At 41.6% G+C, this 12,751-nt stretch carries 10 protein-coding genes and 2 pseudogenes; 3 read left to right on the top strand and 9 right to left on the bottom strand.

Annotation, left to right across the window (positions count from 1 at the left end; translation table 11 throughout):
- Window positions 1-160: 160 nt before the first annotated feature.
- From ACT3S9_RS04505 to ACT3S9_RS04495, 3 genes and pseudogenes are all read left to right on the top strand, one after another.
- Window positions 161-370: pseudogene (locus tag ACT3S9_RS04505) on the top strand (FlgT C-terminal domain-containing protein); the annotation flags it as partial.
- 395 nt (window positions 371-765) lie between these two features.
- Complete coding sequence (locus tag ACT3S9_RS04500; RefSeq protein WP_441835296.1) at window positions 766-1,494, top strand: glutathione peroxidase; 729 nt, start codon at window positions 766-768, stop codon at window positions 1,492-1,494.
- A 64-nt stretch (window positions 1,495-1,558) separates the two neighbouring features.
- Complete coding sequence (locus ACT3S9_RS04495; protein WP_444750791.1) at window positions 1,559-3,007, top strand: dihydrolipoyl dehydrogenase; 1,449 nt, start codon at window positions 1,559-1,561, stop codon at window positions 3,005-3,007.
- A gap of 333 nt (window positions 3,008-3,340) precedes the next feature.
- Here the strand turns inward: ACT3S9_RS04495 and ACT3S9_RS04490 are convergent, their stop codons facing one another.
- The 9 genes and pseudogenes from ACT3S9_RS04490 to hsdR all read right to left on the bottom strand — a co-directional run.
- Complete coding sequence (locus tag ACT3S9_RS04490; protein WP_441835294.1) at window positions 3,341-3,661, bottom strand: hypothetical protein; 321 nt, start codon at window positions 3,659-3,661, stop codon at window positions 3,341-3,343.
- Window positions 3,662-3,908: 247 nt separating this feature from the next.
- Complete coding sequence (locus ACT3S9_RS04485) at window positions 3,909-4,904, bottom strand: Abi family protein (RefSeq protein ID WP_444750790.1); 996 nt, start codon at window positions 4,902-4,904, stop codon at window positions 3,909-3,911.
- 2 nt (window positions 4,905-4,906) lie between these two features.
- The gene (locus ACT3S9_RS04480) at window positions 4,907-6,271 is read right to left on the bottom strand and encodes a restriction endonuclease subunit S (protein ID WP_444750789.1); all 1,365 of its coding nucleotides are present in this window, start codon (window positions 6,269-6,271) and stop codon (window positions 4,907-4,909) included.
- Window positions 6,272-6,326: 55 nt separating this feature from the next.
- Window positions 6,327-7,850 carry an IS66 family transposase gene (gene tnpC / locus ACT3S9_RS04475; RefSeq protein ID WP_443489209.1) on the bottom strand — a complete coding sequence of 508 codons (1,524 nt, stop codon included), beginning with the start codon at window positions 7,848-7,850 and terminating at the stop codon, window positions 6,327-6,329.
- 39 nt (window positions 7,851-7,889) lie between these two features.
- Window positions 7,890-8,243 (bottom strand): IS66 family insertion sequence element accessory protein TnpB, encoded by a 354-nt coding sequence (tnpB, locus tag ACT3S9_RS04470; RefSeq protein ID WP_301563133.1) that lies wholly within the window; start codon window positions 8,241-8,243, stop codon window positions 7,890-7,892.
- Window positions 8,240-8,545 (bottom strand): IS66 family insertion sequence element accessory protein TnpA, encoded by a 306-nt coding sequence (gene tnpA / locus ACT3S9_RS04465; RefSeq protein ID WP_301563154.1) that lies wholly within the window; start codon window positions 8,543-8,545, stop codon window positions 8,240-8,242. Before tnpA ends, tnpB begins: the two co-directional genes overlap by 4 nt.
- A 76-nt stretch (window positions 8,546-8,621) precedes the next feature.
- On the bottom strand, window positions 8,622-9,020 hold the full coding sequence (locus ACT3S9_RS04460) for a hypothetical protein (protein WP_444750788.1): 399 nt from the start codon (window positions 9,018-9,020) through the stop codon (window positions 8,622-8,624).
- Window positions 9,020-10,492, bottom strand: coding sequence for an N-6 DNA methylase (locus ACT3S9_RS04455; RefSeq protein ID WP_444750787.1), 1,473 nt, complete (start codon window positions 10,490-10,492; stop codon window positions 9,020-9,022). The genes ACT3S9_RS04460 and ACT3S9_RS04455 overlap by 1 nt, the downstream gene beginning before the upstream one ends.
- A 117-nt stretch (window positions 10,493-10,609) precedes the next feature.
- Window positions 10,610-12,706 (bottom strand): annotated as a pseudogene (hsdR, locus tag ACT3S9_RS04450) (EcoAI/FtnUII family type I restriction enzme subunit R); the annotation flags it as partial.
- Window positions 12,707-12,751: the final 45 nt, after the last annotated feature.

Below are 12,751 nucleotides of genomic sequence, written 5' to 3'. Positions count from 1 at the left end.
CCTGCAGACTGCCTACTTCAACAAGTCGTTCAGTATATCTTGTGGGAAAATACTGACTCCCTCTATTACGATGGGGTATCAGTGCTTTTGAGAAAGTGGAATTGATTGATGTGTTCAGCAAATATTTTCAGCAAACAATTGCCTACCACCTACAATCTACAATGGCTTACAGCAAGGCCAAGTACTCAGTATTGCTCATCGCAATTATTTAACCGACGCTGCAGGTAATAAAGTGTCTAATCGTATTACCACATTAAATAAAATTAAAATGATGCAGCTATATCAACAATCAGCCATTGCGATAAGCATTGATGACCAACCGCTACCCAACGTACAAATAAATGATGTGGTTGAATTAGTAAGTCAATAAGTACCTCATTAAATATAAAGTAGCGGCTTTTATACCTATATATGGGTATAAGCCGCTTTAACTCCTCTTCAATCTATTTTTGCATTAGCACCATTCGATATTATTCCTCCTTATTCTAAGCTTATCTCATTGATAAAGTTTAAGTTCAGCTCAGTTTGTTAAGGTAATTGTCAATAAATCTTCATGTCGTTTTATTATATTGCCTAGCAATTAAACTAAAAAAACGCTATTACTTTACATTCGTTTAGTAACGCAGTTATATAACAGCAAAGCACCAATTATATAACAACAATCATTCAATCGATTTTACAAATCAATATAATACAAACAAACGATTAGACCTATCGTTAATTTAAACGCATAATGATTATCAACAAATCAAGAGGAACTAAAATATGTTAAACAATATTGAAGGCAAAAAAGTACCACAAGTTACATTCGCAACGCGCCAAAATGACGAATGGAAATCAGTATCTACAGATGACATTTTCAAAGGTAAAACGGTTGTTATGTTTTCATTACCGGGGGCATTTACACCAACTTGCTCATCAACACACTTACCACGCTATAACGAGTTAGCTGGTGTACTTAAGCAAAATGGTGTTGATGATATTGTATGTTTATCCGTAAATGATACCTTTGTAATGAATGCATGGGCTGAAAACCAAGAAGCACAAAACATTACCCTACTTCCTGATGGTAACGGTGAATTTACTGACGGCATGGGCATGTTAGTAGATAAAAATGACCTAGGTTTTGGCAAACGCAGCTGGCGCTATTCTATGCTGGTAAAAGATGGCGTAATTGAAAAAATGTTCATCGAACCAGAGAAGCCAGGCGACCCGTTTGAAGTATCAGACGCTGATACCATGCTTGACTACATCAACCCTGAGCAAGTTAAACCAGAAGCAGTAAGCGTATTTACTAAACCAGGCTGCCCATTTTGCAAAAAAGCGAAAGAGCTATTACACAGCAAAGGCCTTGTTTATGAAGAAATCACCATGGGTGCTGGCACTTCGTTAACAAGCTTAAAAGCAATTTCAGGTCGTGAAACAGTACCGCAAATATTTATTGGTGGTAAGCACATCGGTGGCTCTGACGATTTAGAAAAATACTTTGCTTAGTATTTAACACTCCCAATGCTATTAAAAGGGGCTGTTAGCCCCTTTTTTATTTTAAGGAAATACAATGAAAGAACTGCAAACTGACGTAGTAGTAATTGGCGCAGGCACTGCTGGCTTAAGCGCCTACCGTAACGCAAAACAACATACTGCCAACGTATTAATGATTGAATCAGGTCCTTATGGTACTACGTGTGCTCGCGTTGGTTGTATGCCGAGTAAATTGTTAATTGCGGCGGCTGAAGCAGCGCACGCAATTGAAGCAGCTCCGGCATTTGGCGTTCATAGCTCAACACCAGAAATAGACGGTAAAGCGGTTATGGCACGCGTACGCAGCGAACGTGATCGTTTTGCAGGCTTTGTTGTTGAAACTGTTGAGGAACTTCCAAGTGAAGATAAAATTCGTGGTCATGCAACATTTTTAGATACCAACCGTATACAAATTGACGATCACACTATTATTACCGCTAAACGTTTTGTAATCGCCACCGGCTCTCGCCCAGCCTACCCAGGTGTATTTAATAACTTTGGCGATCGATTAATCATCAACGATGATGTCTTTGATTGGCAAGACCTACCAGAATCAGTTGCTGTATTTGGTCCCGGCGTTATTGGCCTTGAAATTGGCCAAGCCCTGCACCGCTTAGGTGTTAAAGTAAAACTATTTGGGGTTGGTGGCGCAATAGGCCCCATAACCGACCCTGCTATTAAAGATTACGCAAATACCGTATTTGCCGAAGAGTTCTATGTTGATACTGACTCTGACGTTTCTGACATGAAACAAGTTGGCAATAAAGCACAACTTACCTATACAGATAAAAATGGTAACAAACAAACCGAACAATTTGATTATGTACTCGCTGCCACTGGCCGCGTACCAAATACCGATAAACTGGGTCTTGAAAACACAGGCATAGAGCTTAACGAACGTGGCGTTCCTCTAGCTGATGAGCACACCATGCAGTGCGGCGATTCAAATATATTTATTGCCGGTGATGCCAGTAACATGCTGCCACTACTGCACGAAGCAAGCGATCAAGGCACTATTGCAGGACAAAATGCCGGACGCTTCCCTGATATACGTAATGGCTTACGCCGTGCCTCTATTTCCGCCGTATTCAGCGACCCGCAAATTGCTATGGTCGGTGAAACCTACAAACAAATCACTGATCGCTTAGGTGAATGTGGTTGTTTTGAAGTTGGTGAAGTGAGCTTTGAAAATCAAGGCCGTAGCCGCGTAATGCTAAAAAACAAAGGTCACATGCATGTTTACGCAGAGCAAGGCACCGGACTATTCTTAGGTGCGGAGTTTATCGGACCACAAGCCGAACATATAGCTCATTTATTGGCTTGGGCGGTACAAAACAAAATGACCGTACCACAAATGCTCGACATGCCATTTTATCACCCAGTAATTGAAGAAGGCCTACGTACTGCACTTCGTAACGTAAACGCCAAGCTTAAATTTGGTCCAGACATTGTTAATCAGTGCCTAGAATGCGGTCCTGGTAACTAAACTCAATTTACTTAAATAAAGGAGGCCACAGCCTCCTTTATTTGTGAATTCATAAATCTATTATTTGTACCTACCAAACTGGTAGCCCCTGCAACCACCAAATCAAAAACCTAAACATCTGATTATTAATGATATAACAAAAGGAAAAGGCAGGCAGGCAGTGTAACTTACAGTGTAACTAAAAACTTCTCTGTATTAGTTATTGTATTGCTAACCTTATAAAATAAAAATCTAAGGTAGGCATTATTATGTATTAAACTAAATACTTAATGGCGATGGGTTTAATAAGTCTCAACTTAGTCGTTTGATGTTATTAAAATTGAATCCCCCTTTTTATTCTTTGGTGCATTTATAAGCTTTACCTACAGCAAATGGGCTATATCCGCCGGAAATATTAACCCAAACAATATGACTTGCATTAAGTAAATAAGCTTTTTCTTGAGCCTCATTTCTTGAGTTTTGCATACCTTGTGAAGCAGCACCTCCCCCCCAACCAGAAGAGCCGTGAACATCACCTAAAAATATACAATCTTTGATCATATTAAAATCGGCTATTTGGACCAATGATGCTTTTTCGCTTAATTTTGTTGCACAACCAGATAGAACAAAAGTTGTCACGATCCAAATACTAAAAATTATAAATATTTTTTTCATATACTTCCCTTTAAAACCTCACACTAAAGTCAGTGACTAGCTAAATTTTAATTTAGATAAAACTGTAGCTTCAACCGCTACAGCATAAATAATTGAGCTCTATGTAAATGCCCATCAATAACCATAAGCAAAACACTAAATATATTTGCTTTTTTATTCCTTTGCGTTAATATTATCAGCAACACGGCCCCTATCGGTAATGTTACGAAAGTAACAACTGCTTAGGGGTTTTTTTATGGCTGTAATATTATTGCCAATCATTTAGCCAATTAACTGGCGCGCCCATCCCTACTAAGTTTAACTTCAAATGTTCTAAGTTTGGAAATGACTCTAAGTGCTCTTTTACTCGCTCTGGCCAACTAGAGTTAGGGTTTATTCGTTTCATTAGTACTAAACAGATACGAAGTAATAAATAACAACGGGCCTGGGCGTGTGTATTCGTAATGTAGTCATTTACCCAAGGGTGTTCCGTTTTTGACGGTAATTTTGGTTGCTCTGTCATATTACGGTTCCATAATCGGCTATGGTGCGCGCACACATTACGTAAGTAATTGAGGCTTCTAAGCCAAGAGGCAAATATCCGGCCATTACTTATACCATAACGGTTTGCTATAGCGTCTTGGTCAGCCTCTAGCATTCCATCAAATAAGCGCGACATAGTACCAAAATCCCATACCTCACAGGCAACCCAGATAGGTAAAGGTAACCCATACTTCGCTTTATTATGCTTAACAAACTCTTCTTTTGAACGGCTTATTAGTTTAGCGTGACCACCAAGCCATTCGTGATGTTTTGTTACACCTTTGCGCCCGTCGAGTACTTCACTAAAATCAGGAAATAGGCATTCAGGCTTTAAATAGGCAAAGGGATGTTTCTCGCCAAGTGTATGCGATATATCCACTCTTAAGGCAACCTCTATACGCTCTAACGCATCCATCGCAAGCATACGTAGCCGTTTATCAAACACATATAGCTCAACCGCATTTGTAAAGCAGCTACCCGCTTTAAAGGTTTCGAAAGAGAGTGTGGTTTCTTTTGATTTTTGCGCTTTATTACCTTTATAAACTAACTCACACACCTTACCTGAGCGCTCTCTAAAAGAGTACCAGTAACCACTTAAACGATAGTAGCCTATGCGCTCAATGTAGTTCAGCGCCGCGGCTTTATCGGTCACAATCAAGCCGCGTTGTTGTAATTTAGCAAGCTGCTCATCAAAGCCAAGCCAAGGTTTGTTATACGCCATAGTTATAATGCCTGCTCGACTATGGCGTCGGTTAGGTGAAGTTTAGTGGTTTGTGCGTCGGTTAAACGGGCTTTGAGTTGATCACAGAGTGCCAGTAGCTCATCGACCCTAGCAACGATTCGGTGCTGTTCACTTAACGGAGGCATAGGTAAAGCAATTGCTCTACATTTAGTGCCAGAAATGAAGTCTTGGCCAGCAGAGCCAACCAAAATTATATAATCAAGAAAAAGGTGTGATTTTAAGTAAGTATAAATATATTTATTCAACTCTAATTCGAGAGGTCTAAAGCAAACAATGTTTTGATTACAGTTCCACTCTGGATAAGTACTCGGCATTATTGCAACCTTACCAAGAGGCGGTCCCACGAGATTCATGATCACATCGCCAGGGTACAGAATGGAGCGATTCAACTTCCCCATATGAGCGTCTTTTGTAACGAATAGTGTCCGTTGTTTAAATTCTATCTCTTGATTTTGAATATTATAGACTTTTAAAAATGGAATATCGCCAGTTTCACTTAGTTCAGATTTAGGAGGTGTGGAACCGGAACTTACGGTTGCACAAAGATCATCTAATCTTGTATATGCCCAACCTTGTGGTAATTCAAAGGGTTTTTCTTCGTCGGTGATTTCAGGCAGTGGTTTTTGCTTTTTGATTTTTTTGTCTTTAATCAGTTGGGCTTTTTCTGCTGCTATGCGCTCTAGGAGTTTGGCGGCGGGTTCGTCGTTTGGGTTTTGTGGGACGAGTTTGCCCATTACTGCTAGTTGTAAGATGGTTTGCTTTAGCGTGTCAATGCTGGCGGTGGTGGTGAATAGCGTGTCGAAGTGCTCGCTTAAGCGTTGCCAGTTTTGTTGAAACTGTGCTGTGGATTGTTCGGGTGTTGCCCCTTCCTCTGGTGCTTTTAGCAAGGCCTCTAACAGCACTTCAACTAATGTTTGATGTGCCGTAATACTACTTTCGGTTTGCGCCTCAAGCGCGTCACACAAGCTCATTAACTCATCGACTTTAGCTACGATGCGGTGCTGTTCTCGTAGCGAAGGAAAGCCGATAACACAATTTTTTATTTGACCGGCAGATAGATGATCTACTGTTGTGTATGCCTTTATACCTTGTAGATGAAGTAGTTTTAACTGTAAAGTTTGAGCGAGAAAAGCTTCGCCAAGTCCTTTAATATAAAACTGAAGCCGGCTAACCCGTTGGTTGAGTAGAGCCGGTTTGCTGCTCCAAGCAGCAACTCTAAAATTACCATCCATACTAATAAGGTAATCGCCTTTTGAAACCAAAAACTCATCTCTAAATTCACCTGAATAAAAAGTACCAGAGAAAGGCTGCCCAACATCACGTATTCTAATTAAAGGCAACCCCATGCCTGACTCATTAAACTCTCTAGATTTAAAGTAAGCGCGCATTTAAGCAGTGCGCTTAGCTATAATCGAAGTCTAGCTGCACATTCCACGGCATTAGGTCGGTAAAATCATCATCACCCTCATCTCGATTCGGCAACGTTTTAAATAAATGCACAAAGTAGTTATAAGGATTGATGTCATTGGCACGACACGTCATCACAATACTATAGAGTGTGGCGCTTGCTTGGGCACCATTAATTGACTTTGAGAATAGCCAGTTTTTCCTACCAGTGGTAAACGGCCGAATATCTCGCTCAGTAATATTATTATCAATCCCTAGTTCGCCATCTTCACTATATCGCATTAATTTCGGCCATTGATTAAGCGTGTATTTTATCGCTTTGCCAATATAACTCCCCGCCGTTACTTTACCTTCGGCTTCATCAAGCCACGCTTTAAAGTGCATTAATATGGGTAAGGCTTTTTCTTGTCGTAACTGATACCGCGCTTGAGGGGATAACTGTTTGTTTTTAGCCTGGGTTTCCAGTTTATATAATTGGCTGATAAAGCTGATGGCTTTATGCGCTCGACCTTTGTTTTTCGACTCTGCTTTTAAGGCATCGTTATATTTGCGTCTAGCGTGTGCCCAACAACCAACAGGGGTAATGCCTTCAATACCGTCATAAACACGGTAACCGTCGCACTGTAAATAGCCTTGATAACCGGCAAGAAATTCTTTTGCGCAAGCGCGACTTCGACCTGCTTGGTAATCGTAAATCACGACAGGCTCATGGCTAACCTCATTGCTGCGATAAACCCACATGTAGGAATTGCTGCTAGGATTGTCACCTTCATCTAAGACTTGTGTACGGGTTTCATCGGCACATAAACTGTGCTCATTAAGCAAGTGACGTTGCATGGCTGCCACTAAGGGGCTGATTAGCAGGCCCGCTTTAATACACCAATTAGCTAATGTTCCGCGCGATAGTTCAAGGCCGCCACGGCCCAGTATTTCAACGAAACGATAAAGCGGTAAGGCATCGCAGTATTTGCCTGTCACAACCGCCGCTAATGCCTCGGGACTGGCAATACTCCCCGGTATCGGTTGTTTAGGTTTAGGCGCGGTGATGATTTTACTGGTCAATTGTTCATGCTCGCAATGTCTGCAAGCATATTTAAATTGTTTGTGCTTAATGACGCTGACTTTCGCCGGAATAATTTTAACTTGTTCGCTGTCTTCACTACCACATTGATGTAGTTGCTCACCGCAACACTGACACGTTAACTCGGTTAAGGTGTGCTCAACCTCTTCTCGTTCAAAGTGCTCAGCCAGCGTTTGTTTGCCTTTCTTATGGTGTTTAGGCGGCTCAGTCGTTTTATGCTGCTCCGCTTCATTGAAGGTGCCCCGTGGGGCTTTTTCACTTTTTTTACCGTATTTTTGGGATTTACTTAACTTAAGCTCAGCAAGCAAGTGGTCAATCCGCGATTGCATTTCAACCTTATCTTCTTGTAAAGCATCAAGCTTAGCCTGCATAAGTGCAAGCTGATTTTGTAGTTCGGTGATGAGAATAGTGTCTGGCATTTTAATAGCATGACACATGGGAAAGATCGTTCAAGTAAAAAAAACGATCTGATTAATTTACATCACCGATAACCCCGATAAAGTCGGGTGCCGTGTTTGATTACTGACCGGTAACCCTGATAGCAACCACTGTAATTGGCGTTGCTCGATGCCCATAGCCGTGTGTTCATTAGTCTGTTTTGGCCACTGAAATCGTCCTTGTTCTAAACGACGATAATAGAGCCAAAAACCGTTGGTATCCCAAAATAAAATCTTTAATTTATCGCGTTGTTTATTACAAAAAACGAACCACGCTTGGCTTAAAGGATCGAGAGATAGGGTATCGCTGACAATAATACTTAGGCCATTGATTGATTTGCGCATGTCGGTGAACCCCGTGACCAAGTAAACTTGGTGTGTGCAAGGTGTCACAGTACGCTCAATAATTTGGCTAGCGTTTGGTTAGCTAATGTCGACTCGAAGTCTATTTGATAGCCGTTTGGTGTGGTGAGTTTAATGATTGAAGGTTGCGTAAAGGCTTGCTCATGAATAACAAACGGGATCACCTGTTGCTTTTTAACCCTTACCGTTTCGTCAGAAAGGCGTTTACGCCAAACATAGAAAGTCGATGCGTTAATGTTGTTATCACGACAAAATTGAATGATGGCTAAACCACTCGATTTTTGCTGCTCAAAAATGCCTTGCCAGTGTTTTATTTTTTGCTGTTTATTCATAATTACCTCAGGTTAATATGCTGAGTAAATTATGCATAGGTGCCATTAACATTGGTATGTGGGGCTAATTACGCGCTTACGATTTAAATGCAAAACCTGCCTGAACCTCTGATAAACAACCGAACTTCGTCCACTCCCAACCTTTTGGCAATTCAAACGGTTTTTCATCTTCACTAATTTCCAGCAGTACTTTTGGCTTCTTAATTTTTTTATCTTTTACCAATTGCGCTTTTTCATCGGCTATTCGCTCCAGCAATACTGAGGCGGGTTCGTCATTTGGATCTTGTGGCACTAATTTGCCACGCACTGCGAGCTCTAAAATTAATTCGCGGAGTTTTTTAATGCCGTGAAGTGAAAACTTTTTAGATGAACCGCGCCCTGCTGATGATTTTTGTTCTATGGCTGTGGTCCAAATATCCAGATGTTCAGTTATTAGTTGCTCGGCGTTTGTGCTTGGTGTTTTTGACTCTGCCATTACTTGCCCTCAACATCTTTAGACAGTGCCGCTGACAATATGCCTTTAAGCTGGTCACGCAGTGCTTGTATATCAGCTTGCTGCTTTGAGTAGCCGGCTAAAAGCTCTTGCGGGTCGTGGCTGATTACCTCCCCTACATGCGGGTTTTTAATGTCGAGGTTGTAGTTACGAGCAATAATATCGTCGATTGATACTTTCCACGCTTGCTCGGTTTCAGTTCGACTCGCAAAACCGTCTGCTTCGTTGCCCCACCATTCGAGTTCAGTTTTAAACTCTTCAAACTTCATTGGTTTGGTTTTGTTGTAATTTTTAACACCGGCTGGGTATGGGTGTTCGTAAAACCACACGTCTTTGGTTGGCGTGCCTTTAGTAAAAAACAATATGTTAGTTTTAATACTTGTGTACGGAGCAAATACGCCATTAGGTAAGCGTACTATGGTGTGTAAGTTACATTCCTCTACTAATAGCTTTTTAATTTTGGTTTTTACGCCTTCACCAAATAAGGTGCCATCTGGCAATACAACTGCTGCGCGGCCTTTAGTGTTGAGCACTTCTATAATGAGCTGTAAGAACAAGTCGGCTGTTTCGCGAGTTTGCATGTCGCTTGGAAAGTTTTTTTCTATGCCGTCTTCTTCAGTGCCGCCAAATGGTGGGTTGGTGATGATGACATCTACTTGGTCGTCCCAGCTTGAAAGCGGTTTATTTAACGTATTGCCGTGTTTAACTTGTACCGGTACTTCAATGCCGTGAAGCATCATGTTGGTAGTACACAGTAAGTGCGGGAGTTGTTTTTTTTCTACGCCGTGTATTTGCTTTTGAAGTATTTGGTGGTCGTCGCCCGATTTAACATAGTTTGCTTTTACATGATCGAACGCACATGCTAAAAAGCCACCAGTACCACAAGCCGGGTCCATGATTGACTCGCCTAGTTTTGGGTCGGTTACCGCCACTATAAATTTAGTAATGGCGCGGGGGGTGTAAAACTCACCTGCGTTGCCTGCGCTTTGTAAATCTTTTAGTATTTGCTCGTAAAGGTCACCAAATAAGTGGCGCTCTTTTGAATCGGTAAAGTCTATTTCGTTTAGCTTATTAATAACCTGGCGCAGTAGCGTGCCGTTTTTCATGTAGTTAAAAGCATCGCTAAAGGCTTGGGTGACTACATAACCACGTGGGTTTTTATCTATGGGTGCGGTGAGATTTTTAAGCTCTGGAAAAAGCTTATCGTTTACAAACTCTAACAGCTCATCGCCCGTTATACCCTCGTTATCGGCCGCCCAATTGCGCCATAAAAATTGCTCAGGGATTGGCTCGCGGTAGTCGTCTAATTCAAGCTCTAGTTCTTCTTCTTGTGCGTCGAATACTTTTAAAAATAGTAACCACGACATTTGGCCAAGGCGTTGTGCGTCGCCATCGACACCGGCGTCTTTACGCATAATATCTTGAATAGATTTAATAGCTGAACTGATAGACATAGTATTCTCTTGTTTGATTATTTTTATAAACAGCGGTAAAAAGCGAATATGAAAGCTGTTTATTATGATTTGTTAATACATTGCTGTAGCTCATACAAAGCGACAGCAATGATAAATTTAAGCTGTTTTAGACGTTGGCATTTGGTAAATTTCGGCTTCGAGCTCTTTGAGTGCTTGCTCGTATTGTGGTTTGCCGCCAAAGCCTTTTTTAATAATTTCACCTAGGCTGCCAATTTCGTTAAATGGCGCCACTTTAAGTGCTTGCATAGATTCTATTTCTTGCACGCCTACATCGGCGTATTTTAACAGAAGGTTCTCGAGTACGGTGTGTGCGGTACCCGAATATTTAGTGAAATAGTTACGCTTTTGTACGTTATCTGCGCGCTCTTTACGAGTAAGGGGTGGTTGGTCGTAAACTACATGGCAAATCATATCAAAGGGGTCCATGTCTTTGCCTACTTCTTCCTCAAGCGCTGACCAAATAATCCCTTCTTCGGAAAGCTCGTCGATGATTGCTTGTTTGCGATCTGACTCGTTCCAACGCTTTACAAAGTCGTCAAGTGAACTGAACTGCTTGCTCATGGTTTTACGGGTGTAATCTATAAATGACTCGGTAACAAGTTTACCGTCGGTATCGTAATACTGGACTCGCTCTGCCACTTTATTAACGGTAACACCTGATATGCGGTACTTAACCATTTTGTTAGTTTCATCGTCCCATTCACCATACTCTCCATCAGAAAAGGTGCCATCGCCTTTGGGGTCGTTAATGGTGTCGTTGTTGGCATCGGTTGTATCGTCAGTGGTTTGGTCGTCAAATACGTTGTCTGGTGTTTCTGCGCAGGTTGTATCATCTTGTGATTCAAGATCAACGTCTTCGTCTTCAATATCAGTGGGCGTTACTTTTATTATTTTTTCTGGTGTGCCATCAAAGCGTTCATCGGCAAATAATTCGGTGGCTTTTTTAAAGTCGAGTATCGTAAACCAAAGCTTACCGTAGCGATCGTCAATACGGGTACCACGACCAATAATTTGTTTAAACTTGGTCATTGATTGTATGTTTTGATCAAGCACTACTAACTTACAAGTTTTAGCGTCTACCCCTGTGGTCATAAGCTCTGAGGTGGTAGCAATTACCGGGTACGGGCGTTTAGGGTTTATAAAGTTGTCGAGCTGGCCTTTGCCTAGTTCGTCATCGCCAGTGATTTTCATCACGTATTTGTCGTTTTTTGCCATTTGCTCAGGGTTTAAGTTGGCAATGGCACGGCGCATACGTTCGGCGTGATCTATGTCGTTACAAAACACGATGGTTTTAGCCATAGGGTCTGTACGTTTTAAATAGTTGGTAATGGTTTCTGCCACCAGCTGTGTTCGCTCGTCAATTACCATTGTGCGGTCAAAGTCTTTTTGGTTGTATATGCGGTCTTGTATTACTTCACCGTTGTTATCAACCTGCCCTTTTGTTGGTCGCCAGCCTTGTAGGTCTACATCGAGATCGACACGTACCACTTTGTAGGGTGCTAAGAAGCCATCTTCAATACCTTCTTTTAGAGAATAGGTATAAGCTGGGTCGCCAAAATAGTCTGAGTTTGATACTTCCTCTGTTTCTTTTGGTGTTGCGGTTAAGCCAACTTGAGCAGCACCTTTAAAGTAAGTGAGTATTTCACGCCAAGCGCTATCTTCACTTGCGCTACCTCGGTGGCACTCGTCAATAATAATAAGGTCGAAAAAGTCAGGGTCTACTTGCTTAAAGGCTTTTTGGGATTCTTCTGGTCCTGTTAGTGCTTGGTAAAGTGCTAGGTGTATTTCGTAAGCTGGGTCGATTGTTCTGCCGGTAATTTTGGTCATTGAAGTACCAAACGGCTGAAAGTCATTTATACGAGTTTGATCAACCAATATGTTGCGGTCGGCTAAAAATAATATGCGTTTTTTAGCGCGTGACTTCCATAAGCGCCAAATAATTTGAAACGCGGTATAAGTTTTACCGGTGCCTGTTGCCATAACGAGAAGTACGCGGTCTTTACCTGACGATATAGCCTCTACTGTTTTATTAATCGCTTGAAGCTGATAGTAACGCGGGTGTTTGCCGCTGCCATCGTCATAATAGGCTTGGTTAATTATAGGGAGTTGCGATTCTGTATAGCCCTTGTAGGCACAATATTTAGCCCAAAGCTCTTGCGGTGATGGGAAGTCTTCTAAGCGTATTTCGGTTTCCCTCTCTGTCAGACTAGTTGTCGCGCTTAATATTCAACCATTAAA

Origin of the sequence: Pseudoalteromonas sp. AOP31-A2-14, from assembly GCF_052378035.1 — a bacterium.
In the GTDB taxonomy this organism is placed as follows: Bacteria; Pseudomonadota; Gammaproteobacteria; order Enterobacterales; family Alteromonadaceae; genus Pseudoalteromonas.
This window is presented reverse-complemented; position numbering and strand designations above follow the sequence as displayed.

Excerpts from the sequence above, each read along its gene's own strand:
- ACT3S9_RS04460 (WP_444750788.1), bottom strand. The coding sequence starts at position 9,020 with ATGGCAGAGTCAAAAACACCAAGCACAAACGCCGAGCAACTAATAACT.
- tnpC (WP_443489209.1), bottom strand. The coding sequence starts at position 7,850 with ATGTGTCATGCTATTAAAATGCCAGACACTATTCTCATCACCGAACTA.
- ACT3S9_RS04480 (WP_444750789.1), bottom strand. The coding sequence starts at position 6,271 with ATGGGGTTGCCTTTAATTAGAATACGTGATGTTGGGCAGCCTTTCTCT.
- ACT3S9_RS04495 (WP_444750791.1), top strand. The coding sequence starts at position 1,559 with ATGAAAGAACTGCAAACTGACGTAGTAGTAATTGGCGCAGGCACTGCT.
- ACT3S9_RS04490 (WP_441835294.1), bottom strand. The coding sequence starts at position 3,661 with ATGAAAAAAATATTTATAATTTTTAGTATTTGGATCGTGACAACTTTT.
- ACT3S9_RS04455 (WP_444750787.1), bottom strand. The coding sequence starts at position 10,492 with ATGTCTATCAGTTCAGCTATTAAATCTATTCAAGATATTATGCGTAAA.
- tnpA (WP_301563154.1), bottom strand. The coding sequence starts at position 8,545 with ATGAATAAACAGCAAAAAATAAAACACTGGCAAGGCATTTTTGAGCAG.
- ACT3S9_RS04485 (WP_444750790.1), bottom strand. The coding sequence starts at position 4,904 with ATGGCGTATAACAAACCTTGGCTTGGCTTTGATGAGCAGCTTGCTAAA.
- ACT3S9_RS04500 (WP_441835296.1), top strand. The coding sequence starts at position 766 with ATGTTAAACAATATTGAAGGCAAAAAAGTACCACAAGTTACATTCGCA.